The sequence below is a fragment of the Acinetobacter legionensis genome, from assembly GCF_048552295.1.
In the GTDB taxonomy this organism is placed as follows: Bacteria; Pseudomonadota; Gammaproteobacteria; order Pseudomonadales; family Moraxellaceae; genus Acinetobacter.
Map to the genome: position 1 here is coordinate 12,072 of NZ_JBIMCW010000026.1, position 15,976 is coordinate 28,047.

Annotated in this window: 14 protein-coding genes; 9 read left to right on the forward strand and 5 right to left on the reverse strand. The window is 38.1% G+C overall.

Features of this window, described 5'->3' with window-relative positions:
• The first annotated feature begins 136 nt into the window (after positions 1 to 136).
• From dnaE to ACG916_RS17255, 5 genes are all read left to right on the forward strand, one after another.
• Positions 137 to 3,709, forward strand: coding sequence for a DNA polymerase III subunit alpha (dnaE, locus tag ACG916_RS17235; RefSeq protein WP_419327750.1), 3,573 nt, complete (start codon positions 137 to 139; stop codon positions 3,707 to 3,709).
• 41 nt (positions 3,710 to 3,750) lie between these two features.
• Positions 3,751 to 4,584 (forward strand): RNA methyltransferase, encoded by an 834-nt coding sequence (locus ACG916_RS17240; protein WP_336954433.1) that lies wholly within the window; start codon positions 3,751 to 3,753, stop codon positions 4,582 to 4,584.
• Positions 4,584 to 5,408 (forward strand): serine O-acetyltransferase, encoded by an 825-nt coding sequence (cysE, locus tag ACG916_RS17245; protein ID WP_336954431.1) that lies wholly within the window; start codon positions 4,584 to 4,586, stop codon positions 5,406 to 5,408. The genes ACG916_RS17240 and cysE overlap by 1 nt, the downstream gene beginning before the upstream one ends.
• A gap of 475 nt (positions 5,409 to 5,883) precedes the next feature.
• Positions 5,884 to 6,810, forward strand: a complete 927-nt coding sequence (locus ACG916_RS17250) for an ABUW_2363 family tetratricopeptide repeat lipoprotein (RefSeq protein WP_336954430.1) — start codon at positions 5,884 to 5,886, stop codon at positions 6,808 to 6,810.
• Between the two features lie 101 nt (positions 6,811 to 6,911).
• Positions 6,912 to 8,924 (forward strand): lipase family alpha/beta hydrolase, encoded by a 2,013-nt coding sequence (locus tag ACG916_RS17255; protein ID WP_336954429.1) that lies wholly within the window; start codon positions 6,912 to 6,914, stop codon positions 8,922 to 8,924.
• Between the two features lie 100 nt (positions 8,925 to 9,024).
• Here ACG916_RS17255 and ACG916_RS17260 read toward each other — a convergent pair whose 3' ends face one another.
• On the reverse strand, positions 9,025 to 9,444 hold the full coding sequence (locus ACG916_RS17260) for a GFA family protein (RefSeq protein WP_419327749.1): 420 nt from the start codon (positions 9,442 to 9,444) through the stop codon (positions 9,025 to 9,027).
• Between the two features lie 168 nt (positions 9,445 to 9,612).
• On the opposite strand from ACG916_RS17260, the gene ACG916_RS17265 reads away from it, so the two are divergent.
• Positions 9,613 to 9,858, forward strand: coding sequence for a hypothetical protein (locus ACG916_RS17265; RefSeq protein ID WP_336954427.1), 246 nt, complete (start codon positions 9,613 to 9,615; stop codon positions 9,856 to 9,858).
• 102 nt (positions 9,859 to 9,960) lie between these two features.
• Positions 9,961 to 10,398 (forward strand): PaaI family thioesterase, encoded by a 438-nt coding sequence (locus tag ACG916_RS17270; protein ID WP_419327748.1) that lies wholly within the window; start codon positions 9,961 to 9,963, stop codon positions 10,396 to 10,398.
• A gap of 36 nt (positions 10,399 to 10,434) precedes the next feature.
• Here ACG916_RS17270 and ACG916_RS17275 read toward each other — a convergent pair whose 3' ends face one another.
• Together ACG916_RS17275 and ACG916_RS17280 are read right to left on the reverse strand one after the other, a co-directional pair.
• The gene (locus tag ACG916_RS17275; protein WP_419327747.1) at positions 10,435 to 11,121 is read right to left on the reverse strand and encodes a hypothetical protein; all 687 of its coding nucleotides are present in this window, start codon (positions 11,119 to 11,121) and stop codon (positions 10,435 to 10,437) included.
• A gap of 160 nt (positions 11,122 to 11,281) precedes the next feature.
• Positions 11,282 to 11,914 carry an HD domain-containing protein gene (locus ACG916_RS17280; protein WP_419327746.1) on the reverse strand — a complete coding sequence of 211 codons (633 nt, stop codon included), beginning with the start codon at positions 11,912 to 11,914 and terminating at the stop codon, positions 11,282 to 11,284.
• Positions 11,915 to 11,970: 56 nt separating this feature from the next.
• Between ACG916_RS17280 and ACG916_RS17285 the strand changes: the two genes are divergently transcribed.
• Complete coding sequence (locus tag ACG916_RS17285; RefSeq protein ID WP_419327745.1) at positions 11,971 to 12,543, forward strand: hypothetical protein; 573 nt, start codon at positions 11,971 to 11,973, stop codon at positions 12,541 to 12,543.
• A gap of 42 nt (positions 12,544 to 12,585) precedes the next feature.
• On the opposite strand, the gene yaaA is transcribed toward ACG916_RS17285, so the two are convergent.
• A complete protein-coding gene (gene yaaA, locus ACG916_RS17290; RefSeq protein WP_336954424.1) occupies positions 12,586 to 13,365 on the reverse strand; it encodes a peroxide stress protein YaaA in 780 nt (259 codons plus the stop codon).
• Positions 13,366 to 13,489: 124 nt separating this feature from the next.
• Here yaaA and ACG916_RS17295 point away from each other — a divergent pair, with 124 nt between their 5' ends.
• The gene (locus ACG916_RS17295; RefSeq protein ID WP_336954423.1) at positions 13,490 to 14,122 is read left to right on the forward strand and encodes an alpha/beta hydrolase; all 633 of its coding nucleotides are present in this window, start codon (positions 13,490 to 13,492) and stop codon (positions 14,120 to 14,122) included.
• A 52-nt stretch (positions 14,123 to 14,174) separates the two neighbouring features.
• Here the strand turns inward: ACG916_RS17295 and rtcR are convergent, their stop codons facing one another.
• A complete protein-coding gene (rtcR, locus tag ACG916_RS17300) occupies positions 14,175 to 15,776 on the reverse strand; it encodes an RNA repair transcriptional activator RtcR (protein ID WP_419327744.1) in 1,602 nt (533 codons plus the stop codon).
• Positions 15,777 to 15,976 lie beyond the last annotated feature (200 nt).

The following is a 15,976-nucleotide window of genomic DNA, read 5'->3' on the forward strand; positions in this document are numbered from 1 at the left end:
AATTAAAAAATTCAGTATATTTAGATATATTTCAATAACTTAAATGCAAATCAATAATTCATCCAGAACATTTTATTTCAGCACATCACAGTTTAAGCGTGATAAAATAGCCGGCAGTTTCATATAGGATAGGTCTATGCAGTTTGTTCATCTTGGTATTCATACCGAATTCTCTATTACAGAATCGATCGTACGTATACCTGATCTGATTAAAGCTGCCGCATCTGATGAAATGCCTGCTTTAGCCATTACAGACCTATCCAATCTGCATGCAGCAGTTAAGTTTTACAACAAATCGCTGGGGAAAGGGATTAAACCTATTTTCGGCAGTGTAATTCGATTAAACGATGCCAACCATAAAGCAACTTTACTGGCGATGACCAATAAGGGATGGCGTGGGCTGACTGAAATTGTCTCTCGTGGCTTTATTGAAGGACAACAACTGTCGATTCCATGTGTACAAAAAGAGTGGGTGCTTGAACAGTCTCAAGACATCATTGTACTTTTGGGTCTACATAGTGATGTCGGAGAAATGCTTTGTGCAGCTTATCCTGAAAAAGCCGAACCGCTGTTAGAACAATGGATCGAAAAATTTGGCAATCGTGTTTATTTAGCATTGACGCGAACAGGTCGCCCATTAGAAGAAAGCTTCAATGAAGAAGCAGTTAAACTTGCTGCAAAATACAATATTGGTGTTGTGGCACATAATGATGTGCATTTTGTTAGACCAGAAGATTATGAAGCACATGAAGCACGCGTTTGTATCGCAGATGGATATGTTCTAGGTGATAATAAACGCCCTAAGCACTACAGCCCTGAGCAATATTTTAAAACCTCTGCTGAAATGATTAAGTTATTCGCAGATATTCCAAGTGCGATAGAAAACACCTTACAAATTGCAAAGCGTTGTACAGTTTCACTCCGTTTAGGATTCCATGATCTACCAGACTATCCGATTCCGGAAGGGCATACCATCCATTCTTACTTTGAGCATCTTTCTGAAATTGGTTTAGAAGAACGCTTAGACTTCCTTTATCCTGTTGAAACACGTGATGAAGATTGGGCTGAAATTCGTAAGCCTTATGATGAACGTCTGGCCTATGAGCTTGGCATTATCAATAAAATGGATTTCCCCGGTTACTTCCTCATCGTTATGGACTTCATTCAATGGTCTAAAAATAATGGTGTTCCTGTAGGCCCTGGTCGTGGTTCAGGTGCAGGCTCACTGGTCGCTTATAGTTTAAAAATTACCGACTTAGACCCGCTGCGTTATGACCTACTCTTCGAGCGTTTCTTAAACCCAGAACGTGTATCCATGCCCGACTTTGATATCGATTTCTGTATCGCTGGGCGTGATAAGGTCATCGATTATGTGGCACGCCATTATGGTCGTGATGCGGTTTCTCAGATTGCAACCTTCGGTACCATGGCTGCTAAAGGTGCGATTCGAGATGTAGCAAGGGTTTTAGGTAAATCTTACGGTTTGGCAGATCGTATTTCTAAAATGATTCCGACTAAACCTTTAGGTCTCACCTTAGAAGAATCTATTGAGGCTGAACCACAACTTAAAGATATCGTTACCAATCCATCCAACCCAGATTATGACGATGCTGCTGAAATCTGGGAAATGGCGCTCAAGCTTGAAGGCATTACCCGTAATACTGGTAAACACGCTGGTGGTGTGGTCATCGCACCAACCAAAATCACCGATTATTCGGCAATTTTGTGTGAAGCTGATGGTACAGGGCGGGTTGCCCAATTCGATAAAGATGATGTAGAAGCTGCAGGTTTAGTAAAATTCGACTTCTTGGGTTTACGTAACCTTACTGTAATTGAAGATGCGATTCAAAATATCAATAAGCGTATTCAATCTGATAAGCCGTTAAATATTTCAAACATTCCCTTAGACGATCCTAAATCCTATGCAGTATTTGCTGATGCAAATACCACCGCAGTATTCCAGTTTGAATCCGTGGGCATGAAAAAAATGCTTAAAGAAGCACGCCCAAGTAAATTTGAAGAAATTATTGCCTTCGTATCCTTATATCGACCGGGTCCAATGGACCTTATTCCTGACTTTATCCATCGTATGCATGGTGGTGAGTTTGAATACTTACATCCGCTGTTAGAAAGTGTACTCGAACCCACTTATGGGATCATGGTATATCAGGAACAGGTGATGCAAGCCGCACAGTTCTGTGCAGGCTATACACTGGGTGGTGCAGATTTACTTCGTCGTGCGATGGGTAAAAAGAAAGTCGAGGAAATGGTCAAACAACGTGCCACCTTTATTGAAGGTGCTGCGAAAAAAGATATTGATGAAGGTACAGCCAACCATATATTTGACTATATGGAAAAATTCGCAGGCTATGGTTTTAACAAATCACATGCCGCCGCTTATGCTTTAGTTGCCTATCAAACGGCTTGGTTAAAAGCACATTACCCTTCTGAATTTATGGCTGCGGTCATGTCTTCGGAAATGCAAAATACAGATAACATTGTATTTTTAATTGATGACTGCCGAATCAACAACTTAGTGGTATTGCCGCCATCGGTAAATATGTCGTTCTACCAATTCTATGCCAGTGATGTAAACACCATTATTTATGGTTTAGGTGCAATTAAAGGTGTCGGCGAACAGGCCATGCAATCCGTGATTGATTCACGTGAGCAAGATGGTCCTTTTAAAGATTTATTTGATTTCTGCCACCGTGTAGATTTGAAAAAAATCAATAAAAGAACATTGGAAGCATTGATTCGCGCTGGTGCACTGGACTGTTTGGGAATTGAACGCTCAAGTTTAATGGCTCAACTTCCTGAAGCTGTCCAAGCAGCTGAACAAGCACGTTCAAATCGTGAAACGGGTATCATGGACTTATTTGGTGAAGTTGAAGAGGTTCAACGTAAGCCTGCTAAACCTGTAAAGCCTTGGTCAGATGAAGTGCGTCTAAAAGGCGAAAAAGATACACTAGGTTTATATCTGACAGGTCATCCAATTGATGTCTATCGTGCAGAATTAAAATCCTTTATTCCAAATAAAATTAATGAATTAACCCCAACTCGCCGTGGTGTAACTACTGTTTTCGCAGGTTTAGTGGTCGATATTGCCAATTTCCCAAATCGGATGATGATTACCCTTGATGACGGCACAGCACGTATCGAAGTCTCTGCAAATCATGAACGCTTCCAACGCTTTAAAGACATTATTCAAAATGAAAAAGTGGTTGTGATTGAAGGTGAAATTTATGAACGTGAAGGTTTTGACCGTCCTATGGGACGTTTGACCAAAGCATTCACTCTCAATGAAATTCGACAAAAGCGTGCCAATAGCATTGCCATAACACTGAATACTGAAGTGATGACTAAAACTTTAGCCTCGGATATTCAAAAGATCTTACTGCCCTTCTGTAATGTCGATATGTGCCAACATATCCCAATGCAGATCCAGTTAGATTACGACTATGCCACAGCTGAGTTACATTTAGGTCAACAATGGAAAGTTGCCCCATTAGATGAGTTACTTTCGAAATTACGTGATTACTTCGGTAAAGAATCTATTCATATTGAATACCAAGTCAAATCTAAAGCGGCAAAAGCCGTTGATCATCGTGGACTTGCCCAACCGACTCAAGTTGCACCGCCACCAGAAAATATGAGTATGGATGATGCAATGGATGACTATATGGCAGATGCAGGCCAATTCTCTTAACCTCCCTATTTGAATTTAAAGCTTAATATTTTGGAATATTCATGGATATTTTCGACAATGCTGTGATTTCACAGCATTTAAGTCATGTACGTATTGTCATGGTCAATACCACACTTCCTGCCAATATTGGAAGTGCTTTACGTGCGATGAAAACAATGGGCTTAACTAAACTTGTGCTTGTTGCGCCTAAAACCTACCCTCACCCAGATATAGATGCGTTGGCAGCTGGTGCAGCAGATCTGATCGAGCAAATAGAAATTGTCGACAGCTTAGAAAATGCCATTAAAGATTGCCATATTGTATTTGGAACCAGTGCGCGTAGTCGCACCATTCCGTGGCCTTTGCTTGATGCACGCCCTGCGGCTCAAAAATCAATGCAAGCGGTTATTCAACACCAGCAAGAAATCGCTATTGTCTTCGGTCGTGAAGATCGTGGTTTAACCAATGAAGAGCTTGCACTGGCAAACTTTCACGTTACAGTCCCAGTAAATAGTGATTATGGCGTGTTAAATGTCGCTCAAGCAATTCAAGTGCTGTGCTATGAAATGCGTATGGCAACGTTAGAACTGGCTGATAAGAAACTGGATACTGAAGCGATGATGCGTGTAACAGATTCAGAAGATATGCACTGGGATGAACCTTTGGTCACACACGAACAAATGGAACAGTTTTATCCGCATATTGAAAAAATGTTGGCTGAAATCGAGTTTTTAGACCCTAAAAACCCACGTTTACTGCCTTTACGCTTGCGTCGATTATTTGGGCGTATACAATTAGATAAGATGGAATATCATTTATTAAGAGGCATTTTTAGTCGAGTTCAAGCCTTAAATAATGGTACATGGAAAAAGTCAAAAGATGAGGATCAAAACTAATGCTAAAACAGCTTAAAGAAGATATCCAAGCTGTATTTGCGCGAGATCCTGCTGCGCGTAATACATTTGAAGTTTTAACCACATATCCTGGGATACATGCATTAATCATGCATCGTGTTGCCCATGAATTATGGGAAAAAGATTGTAAAACTTCAGCGCGTATTTTGTCTTCTTTTAGTCGTTTTGCAACAGGTATTGAGATTCATCCTGGCGCTAAAATAGGTAAACGCTTTTTTATCGATCATGGCATGGGTGTGGTAATTGGTGAGACAGCAGAAATTGGTGATGATGTCACCCTGTATCATGGAGTGACTTTAGGTGGCACAACATGGAATAAAGGTAAACGTCATCCTACTTTAGCTGACGGTGTTGTGGTGGGCGCAGGTGCAAAAATCCTAGGCCCTTTTGTGGTGGGTAAAAATGCTAAAGTAGGTTCAAATGCTGTGGTGACAAAAGCTGTACCGGATGGCGTCACGGCGGTAGGTAATCCTGCTCGCTTTATTAGCAAAGATAAAGAAATCATCTCAACACCTGAACCAAGTTGTCCAGAAGAAATGAGCAGTGTTATTGAAAATACAGAATTTCAAGCCTATGCAGCTGTACCAGAACAATCCGATCCTATGCTTGATGGTATGCGTGTTCTATTAGATCGCTTAGAACAAAATGAAAAGCGCCTCAATATTTTGTGCCAGCGTTTATCAATTTTAGACCCAACGTTCAATTTACAACACAATATTGAGCAGCCTTTGAGTGAAGATGAAATCAAAATCATTGAAGAAGTTAGACGTGAATGTGAGGCGCAAAACCATTCATCGAAAGCATAAGGCTGCTTGGGGTCTGTTGACAATTCGTCTACGTTTGCGACTACGTGTGTTTTTTAGGCGATACTAGGCGCGAAATATGAAATTTAGTCATTCTAAATGATGAGAAACATTGTTTCGCAAACTAACGAAGTAGCGGCAAAAAATACGCTAGTCCCCCGCTGTGCCTTGCGCTGCAAACAAAGCAGTACTTTGTTCTTGCTCAGGGTAGTGGCTAAAATTATCTCAGCCTTCGTTATGAAACTCGAAAACAGTCTCGCTATTCTCTTTGTTTCATCCCCTGCCTGCTCAATTTTAACCTACAACGCAAGCCATTTATGAAATGTCAACAGACCCAACTACTTTACAAAATGAAGTGTCAATAGACTGTAATGTATAATTTTTAATAATACGAACCAAATCAAGTTGCATGTTCAGACGTCTTTTCATAGACTGATGCCCATGCACGTTTTTTAATATAAATTAATGGAAGAAACACATGACGATTAAGCCTTTGGCATATGCATTACTCGCAGCTTCAGTACTTACGGCGTGTTCAACAACACCCATCAAGCAACAAAACAAAGTAGATGTAAACGAGCCTTTTATTTACACTGAGCCTGAATTGTCTCCTCCGTTCTATGCACTAAACCCTTTCGATTACTCTCAACCACCTGTTTTTGAGTTGGAGTTAAAAAAAGCATCAGCTCAACCTGTAAACAAACTTGAAGTTACTGATCCAGCAAATCCAAACCAAAAAATCATTTTAGATACCAATAAACTAATTGTACCTACAGTGAATAGCTCACAACGTGCTATGAAGTATGCAGTACTTGCGGAAAACAATGAAATTGACATCACTGCTATTGATGATTTCTTGCAAATGGTTGAAGGCAAAGCACGCCATTACCCACCACAATTTAGTGACCGTAAAGAGCGTAAAGGCTTTGAGGGTAAGTTAAAAGAAGTCTCTACTCAGCTTGACCAATTAGCCGCTGCACCAAATGCTTCTTTTGATATTTTGATTCGTGCATTTAAAGCAAGTATTTTGGGCCGTAACCTTGACCTTGGTTCATCTTATACAACTAAATCACTAGAATATGCTCAACGTATCCTTAAAATCAACAAAGATGATGCTGAAGCAAACTTGTGGTTTGGTTTCTCTTTATCAGAGGGTGGCGGTCAAAAAGAAGCCATCCCATATTTAGATAAAGCTATCAAACAAGGTGTTCAAGAAGCCTATTTATCTTCTGCAAATAACTTTATTGGTATGGAGCAAAAGAAAAATGCAATCCAAACCTTGAAAAATTATAAAGTGAAATACCCAGAAGAAGCTGAAGTTGCAGATCGTTTAATTGAAGAAATTGAAAAACAAGGTCGTTACAACGTTTGGCAGGTATTAAAAAATCCAGCACAGGCAAAATAAATTTATAAAATATAAAAAATAGACTGAACATTCAGTCTATTTTTTTTGTTTATCAATTGAATAAAACTCACGTATGATTCAGACAAAGATTGATCTAGTTAATGATTATGCAATACTCAAAAAACAATATTTTGCTTTGTGCTCTGGCAATTTGTCCATTGATTTTATCCGGATGCCAAGTTGTCAGTGTAAAAAATCAAAAGGTTAATGTAACTATTGCCAATGAACGTGACAGCATTTTGACACGTTCAAAAATGAGTGAAGCCAGCTTAAATGTTTTGTCAATGACTGGACGAGAAGCCAAATCATGTACAGATGAACCCGAAAAATGTGTGGCAGATTTAGCTGAAATCCCACAGATTCAAGATGAACAACTACTTTCGACCGCAAGTGAAATTTACTTAACCAAAGCAATCAATCTGGGCGACTCATCAGATTGTAAAGTCAGTCTTTTTTCTAAACATCAATCCACTGACAAGCAACAATCCTCCCAAAAAAACTATGAGCAATGTTTAGATCAGCAGATGGTGATGTTAGATAATAGCATCCGCTATAGTTATGCCTATTTATTTAAAACTGAACGCCAACCCCAAGACCGTATTTTTAATAACCGACAAGTTCAGATACGTGACTTTTATAATCAAGCATTAGCTAAACTGATTTCGACATATGCCCTAAGAAATAAAAACCAAAAAGTAGCAAAACAAATTAAAGTTGGCAAAAGCACTTATCGTATTAATTTTAATGGCTATCCTGCACTGGCTCAGATTGAACTTGAGGATCTTGTTTCGAGCTATAACTTAAACTTCTCAGGGTTACGCTCAATCAACCGTAGAGACGGTTTCGGTGCAGAATTTGTTGCAATTTTACCCAACACCACAGCACCTGAAGAAAACAAATATATTGTAAATCCATTTGATTATAAATACAAAAATGGCATGAATCCCAACATTCATCAACCACGTTATTTATCGGTCAGTATTGTAGCACAACCTGAAAATTCAAAGGAATCACTACAAAACATCTTACATAACCCAAATTTTCAACTGAATGTTTATGATCCTTATAGCATTGAAAATTTAAAAATTGGTGGCAAACAATACCCGCTTGCGGCAAACTTTTCAGCGCCCTATGGTCTATGGCTGGCTCAAAATAATTTAGGTATTGCGGCTTATCTGAGCTTAATTGATCGCGATCAAAGCCTGACTATGCCTCATTTGTATATGCTTGAACCATACAACCCAAATAAGAAAGTGATTGTTTTGGTACATGGTCTCGCCAGTAGCCCGGAAGCTTGGATTCGCTTAACTAATGATATTATGGGCGACAATGTATTACGTGAGCACTATCAAGTTTGGCAGGTCTTTTATTCCACTAATATGCCGATCTTAGAAAGCCGTTTTCAGATCAATGCCATCATTAATCAAGGTTTTGCTTCAATTAATCAAAATTCTGCTTCTGCTAAAGATGCTGTGTTGATTGGGCATAGTATGGGCGGGATTATTGCGCGCTTACTCGTCAGTGATGCCAATCTGACACAACCAGCCTTAAAGATGTTGAACAATCGTAAATTTGATAAATTTAAAGATGATCCAATGTTCAAATCTCGTTTGACTATTCAATCTATACCTAATTTTGATCGTGCTATTTTTATTTCAGCACCACATCGTGGCACTGCATTTGCTGATCGCTGGTTCACTTTAGCTGCTCGTCGAATTATTAAGTTGCCAGGTGCATTCTTGGGGGCTTTAGCTGACTCTATTGATGATCGTGATTTAAATGCAAAAAACTTTTTAAAAGATGTTGGGCATGGACTGATTCAAAATGGTCCAAGTGACTTAAGCCATAGCTCAAATTTCACCAAATTGACTGAAAACGTTATGCCGAAGAAAGACATGATCTATCACTCAATTATGGGCAATATCACCAATAGTACAGATCCTAACGTAATGACCGATGGAATCGTTCCATATACTAGTTCACATTTAGACGGTGCAGTATCTGAGAAAATTATCAAAGGTGGTCATTCGATCCAAGAGACACCTGAAGCGGTATTGGAACTTAGACGGATTTTAAGATTACATTTGACTGAACTTGGACTTTATAAACCATAAACTCAGCTTCTAAAGAAATAAAAATGCCAGTCAATCTTAAATTGGCTGGCATGGAGTTATTGGTTTTATAAAAATTTATCCGAATCAGTGAATAACGCACTTATGAATCAATGGTTCCGGCAAATAGTGCAATCACATCTGCTTCGGTTAATTTTTTTGTCTCATTGTTAAATGCATAAAATTCGGGCTTATTGTCTATAAAAATTTCCATATTAAATTTTAGTTCTTGAAGCTGTTGATCCAGAGCAAATGCATTGATATTGCAATAGCTTCGGTCTTTGGTCCGCCAAAACAAATTCGTTCCACAACAATTGCAGAACCCACGTTCGCCCCATTCAGAAGAATTATAAATACTTAAGTGATCATCTTGAGTAAACTTTAAACTACCCTGTTCTACATCAATCGTCATAATTACACCGCTCGTTTGTCTACGACAAATTGAACAATGACACGCATGAACATCATGATTTTTTAATTCAACCGTAAAAGTTGTTGCCCCACAAACACATTGCCCTTTCATAATAATTTCCTTATGTTTTATAAATTTTCAATAAAGATACTACAATGATGTAGAGAAATTATAGTGAAACAGATATTTTTTATCATACTCATGCTTTTTAATTGAAAACCTAAATGATTCACTCTAAATTAGTCAATACAACAATTTAAATATAATATTTGGAAAAGTATGCGTTATAAAATTATAGATGTTTATCAGCTCCAAAATATTCAACGGTATATTGCTAAGTGTTTAAAGACACAATCACCTCAATTCATCGTAATTGAAACTGATCAGACCTTATGTAAAGAGCTCGATATTATTGATGTCGACTTACAAGCATCTATTGCAACTTGGGCAACGGGTGAAAGAATTGATTTAAAAATCATTCATCAATCCAATCATATAGAAAAATTCTACGATTTTGAGCATTAAAAAACCAATTCAATCTTTCAAATTCAATAAAAAGTTTGACTGTAATTCCCTCAACATCATATTTTAAGTTCTATTTTAGAACCCTATATAAAGGATCAATATATGAAACACCCAAAAGAAATGACAGGGCTTGAATTCCTCCAAGCAATGATGGATGGACAAATTCCTAGAGCATCAATTAGTGAAACCATCCCGATGGATTTAGATGAAATTTCGCATGGCCATGCAAGCTTTAAAGTCAAAGCGGATCAGCGTCATTTAAATCCTTTAGGTGGCGTACATGGCGGTTTTGCAGCAACAGTTTTAGACTCAGCAACAGGTTGTGCAGTACATACCACCCTAGAAGCAGGCGTAGGTTATGGCACCATCGATTTAAATGTAAAAATGTGCCGCCCTGTACCTCAAAATAAGCAATTATTTGCTATTGGACAGTTGATTAATTTAAGTAAAAGTCTTGCCATTTCTGAAGGGAAATTGGTCGATGAAGATGGCAAATTATATGCACATGCAACAGCGACCTGTATGATTATTCGTACATAATTGACTGCTTAGAGTGCTATTTATATTGAATAGCACTTATTCAGCATTAGCCTTCGGTTCATCAACATACATCTTACCCATCTTCAACTGTTTTAGGCTCTCATCCCATTCCAAATTACGCTTACAATTGATTGCTTCTGCACGGCTAATTTCTGCCATGTTTTGCCCACAATATCCCCCACCAACTTCGACTTGAACGATAGCTTTGGCTTGATTATTGATAATCTGATAAGAAAATACCGCACTGTTAAAAATTTCTTGTATGGTTTTATGATCTTTAGATTGGTAGATCACCAGCTGATCTCCCCCATGCCCTCTAAATACACCATCTTCAACACACCGAATCGAGTCAGGTTCATAAATATATTCTGGCTGATCATCCCCAATTAAATCTACAATCGTAACAACATCTTTCATATCAACCGCTACAGCTTGCTTACAATGTTTCTGTGCATCTTTTACCTGCTGTATAAGCTCATCAGGATAATTTAACGCTTTAGATTTATGCTCTATTTTTGCTTCAGTAACAGTCGTAGGAATTTCGACTTCAATCTCACTGCTTGCCTTTCCTGTATCAACTTTTGCACTCTCAACTTTGTCATTATCTGCTGCAATCGCAACTTTTTTCGTAGACTCTACTTGAGCTGCATTCTGAGAATTTTGCTGAGAGCAAGCACTTAAGAAAACAAGTCCTGATAAACTCAAAATATTAATGATGTTCAAAATATTTTCCTAAATATAAATAGGGTTTGATGTAAAATTTTATGTAAGGTTTAATAATGGAGTAAGTACTTAATGATATGAGATTTAACTATAAAAATGAAATCAGCAAATCCATAAAAGACCGAATAATAACGATTTCTATGCTGATCTAGATTCACCTTTAAAGTTTTGACAAATTTACTTTCGCATTTTGCTCAAAATTTTTTCTAAAATATTCAGTCTGATACAAAGGTTGCATGTGAAAAAAATGCTGTAAAACTTCTGCTCTTTTGACTTTATAGATTTCAGCATCAACCCACGCGTATTCTTGTTGAATTTGCTGTTCATATTCTGCAAAACGTTCAGGGGGGCTAGCCAAAATTGCCAAATCGATATCAAGTAAATAATTTAAATCATGTTGATTAGACGGCTGATGTTCTTGTGTTGCAATGATCCATTGAGAAACTTTTTTTAAGACCGATTGCGTTAAAATATCCGTACAATGCTTTTGCATTAAGTAAGCACTTTGTTGTTCATTATCTTTTGCTTGTGGATTATAAACGGCATCATGAAACCAAATTGCCAACTCAACAGCAACAGGATCATTCAATTGCGCTTTTACTTGGTGAAATAACTCAAGGCATTCGACAATATGTTGAACCGTATGATAATGACGTTGTGGCTCAGTATAAGCAGCAACAAGCAACTGCTGTAAAAAAATACACTGCTCTGTTTCGATTTCTATCTGATTCGCAAATTCAGCCCAATATTGATTGAATGGTTTGAGGTAATTTTCTGTTTTAGCTATGATCATATTTATAGAACATCTAAGACTTTATATATTAATACAACACTTTTGGCTGTTATCCCATGATCAATAAATCAAAATTTTTAGCCCCTTCTCATTTAGACAAATTTGCTTGTTATAAACACGCTGACTATTTTCAAGATCTCATTGATATTGAATGGCGAGGTCAAATACAGTCCTCCACACAAAATAAAAGATTTAAAATCAAATATTATGGAGATATTTTTGAAGAATATCAGTTCATTTGTGGGACAGACTTTGCACCAGAACTCATCTACGCGGTAGATGTAGAAAGCAATGAAGAAATTTTACTTTTTGATGGTACGCAACATGGCTATGATCCCATGTTCTGCGATGAGTTTACACATAAACAAATCACCGAAAGACCGTTAATCCATTTTTATAAAGATCAGGACAATCAGGATCAATTCGAGATCATTTTTAGTGTCTATCACAATATAGATTATGATGAAGAACTAGATGATTTTCTCAATCAAGACGGTGAAATTGAGCTTATTTCGGGGGAAATAATTTCTGTTGAGAGATTAAAATTAGATGGCTTTGATTTTGTTCAAATCAAAGCGGTAAATTCGCTTGGTCATGAATACATTATTTTTGAAAAAGAGCTGGCTTAAAACAAGCCAACTCTCTTTCAATACATTAAACGATTGAAATACTTAAGCAACTTGCTCATCACGCTTAAATACCAGTTCACCTTTCAATGAACTCTCGGCATCGAAATAATAACCATCGGTATTAAAGGATTTAAGATCTTCCATTTTTTTCAATTGATTTTGAATGATGTATCGAGCCATTAAGCCACGCGCTTTTTTAGCATAGAAGCTGATCACCTTATATTTACCATTCTTCTGATCTAAGAATACTGGTTTAATAATATCAGCCTGAATTTTTGCTTCCTTGACCGATTTATAGTATTCATCAGAAGCAATATTGACCAATAACGTTGAGCCGCTTTGTTGCAAATCCTGATTGATCAAATCGGTAATTCGATCCCCCCAAAACTCATAAAGATTATGACCACGGGTATTGGCAAGTTTTATTCCCATTTCCAAACGATACGGCATCATTAAATCAAGAGGACGTAATAAGCCATATAGGCCAGATAAGCTGCGTAAATGATCTTGCGCAAAATTGAGATCGTCTTGTGACAAACTATATGCATCCAGACCTGTATAAACATCGCCTTTAAATGCAAAAATTGCTTGTCGCGCGTTGGCAAAACTAAAGTCAGCATTCCAGTCACGAAAACGCTCCGCATTGAGATTGGCAATTTTTTCACTGACACTCATCAAACTGGCAATATCTGAAGCGGAGAGTTTACGACTTAGGTCTATAAGCTGTTGAGATTGATCCAGCAGTCTTGGTAGAGTGTGCGTATCGGTCGGGAGTGCTGACTGGTAATCGAGCGTCTTAGCAGGGGAAATTAAGGCGAGCATGGTCTTCCTGATCAAAAAATAACTAATCAAACTATAACAGTCGGGATATTTTAATTCCAATTCATGTTTTCTGTGAACAGAATCGGTAAACTATCGCACTTCCCTGCTTATGATCGTTTAAATTATGTCCGAACAACTGTTCATTCAAGGTTCGGTTGGCAAAATTGAAGTTTTTGTTGACTATCCTGTGGGCGAAGTAAAAGGTTTTGCTGTCGTTTGTCATCCTCACCCACTGCAAGGTGGTACACCTCAACATAAAGTTCCTGCTTTACTTGCACAAATCCTCTCTGAACAGGGTTGTGTGGTCTATCGCCCAAGTTTTCGTGGTTCTGGACAAAGCGATGGAATCCATGACGAAGGCTTTGCTGAAACTGAAGATATTCTAGAGGTCATTAGATACGTTAGACAATTACACAAAAGTCTACCTTTCTACGTTGGCGGTTTTAGTTTTGGTGCACATGTAATGGCAAAAGCCTATCATGCGCTACCTGATGAAATTAAACCGCAACAAGTGATCTTATGTGGTTTACCAACATCCACTGTAGATGGTCTGCGTCATTATGTTACCCCAGCCATTAAAGGCGATATCCTGTTTGTACATGGTGAAGCAGATCCGACGACTAAACTCTCTGATTTGCTTGAATGGGCAAAACCTCAGCGCCATTTAATTACAGTATTGCCAGGCGCAAACCATTTCTTTACAGGTTATTTAAAGCAGTTAAGAATCGCAATTTCGCGTTTTCTTCTTGTGCCATAAATCTGAATTTAAAAAGAATTCTAGGATAAATAAGGTGAATGAGTCACTTTATTTATCCGTTCACATCATCCCAACTCAAACCAAATTTCGCCAAATACTTTTTCACGCGATCACTGTCGTTGGTGGTTTGTCTTTGCTCGCGAGATACAGAAAATAAACGCCGTCCAGCATCGGCCATGGATTTCGATTTTTGGCAAACCTCAATCACCCCCTGCAATTGAATACGATCAAACTCATCAATCTGCGCCACTTGTTCAGCACTTAAAATTTTCATCAGTGACGATTGGGTTAAAGCCTCTTTATTTTCAGCAATATTCCAAATTTGTTGTAGTCGGCCAATCTCAGCATTTACTTCATGTAAACCAATACGCTCACCATTGGCTAAAGTCGCCATACGTGTCACGCTTGCAGTTAAATCACGAAAATTCCCTTGCCAACTGGCGTCTAAAGATTGCGCAAATTTTAAATATTTTTCTAAGGCGTCGGTATGAAAACGCAACTGCCGTTGATGCGCAACAGCAAAACGTTGTAATTCAAAGGTGATATTCGGTTCAATATCTTCTACGCGATCTTTTAAGCTCGGTAAAAAGAAGGTCCATGTATTTAAGCGAGCCCATAGATCTTCACGGAACCGCCCTGCACGGACTTCCTCACGTAAATCTCGATTGGTTCCTGCAATCAACTGAAAGTCAGCCTGAACCTCTTTATCACTTCCTACAGGAAAGAATGACTTATCCTCCAAGGCCTTGAGCAACATGGCTTGCTCATCCAACCCTAGCTCGCCGATTTCATCGAGGAATAAAATGCCATTATCCGCACTTTTCAAATAACCCGTACGTGCTGCAATAGCGCCTGTAAATGCACCTTTACTATGACCAAATAATGTCGACATCGCACTATCACCAACCAGTGTTGCGCAGTTCACATCAATAAAGCGTCCTGAAAAATGAAATTTTTCCTTTTTCAATTGATAAATTTGCTTGGCTAAATGCGACTTACCAACCCCTGTTGCACCCATAATCAAAATTGGCGCACTTGAGCGTGTTGCAACCAATTCCACTTCTTGAATCATTTGATTAAAGTTTTGGTTCTTCGTGGCAATATTGGCTTTTAACTGCTGCCAATTTTCAGATTGTTCATGTTCAAACCGCTGGGTTAATGCTGCATATCGAGATAAATCTAAATCTATAATCCGATATTCACCCTCGGGTTGTTGTTTACCTGTAGGTGCACTTTGAATGAGTTTGGCTGGTAAATAATGCGCATCAACCAGTAAATACCAACATATTTGCGCAACATGAGTACCTGTGGTGATATGTAATAAATAATGATTGTTCTCAGTATCAAAAGAATATGATTTTACAAAGTCATATAATGCACCATACATATCTGAAAAATCCCAAGGATCACGGATACACACCTTATGGCCAGTAATCTGGGTTTGCGGTGAGATTTCTAACGCATCTTGCCGCAAATGATCAATTAAGCTGACATTACGGCGATCATGTAACAAAACCAGCTCATCAATCACTAAATCTTCATGCATCAACAAACTTATGGTGGGACGCCAGCGTTGCCAGCGATCAAGTTTTTTCCCTTGATCTAAAGTAGAACCCACAAAACCAATCACGACTGTTTTTTTAAATTTTTGCATATTTCTATAAATCTATAAAATTTTATATATCTTGCTTAAAGCATAGTTTTATTTTGTCAAAAATCAAATACTGTTTATACCGTCATTTTTAATATTTTAAAAATCTCAGTTTCTCTTTTGAATATAATGCGACTATACTATTGATGTACAAAGCTTTTACTCACTTCTCCCATCACCGTCTGATTCGACACTTTTTGATG

Bases quoted from the DNA above. Each gene is read 5' to 3' on its own strand.
- dnaE (WP_419327750.1), top strand. From the start codon at position 137: ATGCAGTTTGTTCATCTTGGTATTCATACCGAATTCTCTATTACAGAA.
- ACG916_RS17240 (WP_336954433.1), top strand. From the start codon at position 3,751: ATGGATATTTTCGACAATGCTGTGATTTCACAGCATTTAAGTCATGTA.
- cysE (WP_336954431.1), top strand. From the start codon at position 4,584: ATGCTAAAACAGCTTAAAGAAGATATCCAAGCTGTATTTGCGCGAGAT.
- ACG916_RS17250 (WP_336954430.1), top strand. From the start codon at position 5,884: ATGACGATTAAGCCTTTGGCATATGCATTACTCGCAGCTTCAGTACTT.
- ACG916_RS17255 (WP_336954429.1), top strand. From the start codon at position 6,912: ATGATTATGCAATACTCAAAAAACAATATTTTGCTTTGTGCTCTGGCA.
- ACG916_RS17260 (WP_419327749.1), bottom strand. From the start codon at position 9,444: ATGAAAGGGCAATGTGTTTGTGGGGCAACAACTTTTACGGTTGAATTA.
- ACG916_RS17265 (WP_336954427.1), top strand. From the start codon at position 9,613: ATGCGTTATAAAATTATAGATGTTTATCAGCTCCAAAATATTCAACGG.
- ACG916_RS17270 (WP_419327748.1), top strand. From the start codon at position 9,961: ATGAAACACCCAAAAGAAATGACAGGGCTTGAATTCCTCCAAGCAATG.
- ACG916_RS17280 (WP_419327746.1), bottom strand. From the start codon at position 11,914: ATGATCATAGCTAAAACAGAAAATTACCTCAAACCATTCAATCAATAT.
- ACG916_RS17285 (WP_419327745.1), top strand. From the start codon at position 11,971: ATGATCAATAAATCAAAATTTTTAGCCCCTTCTCATTTAGACAAATTT.
- yaaA (WP_336954424.1), bottom strand. From the start codon at position 13,365: ATGCTCGCCTTAATTTCCCCTGCTAAGACGCTCGATTACCAGTCAGCA.
- ACG916_RS17295 (WP_336954423.1), top strand. From the start codon at position 13,490: ATGTCCGAACAACTGTTCATTCAAGGTTCGGTTGGCAAAATTGAAGTT.
- rtcR (WP_419327744.1), bottom strand. From the start codon at position 15,776: ATGCAAAAATTTAAAAAAACAGTCGTGATTGGTTTTGTGGGTTCTACT.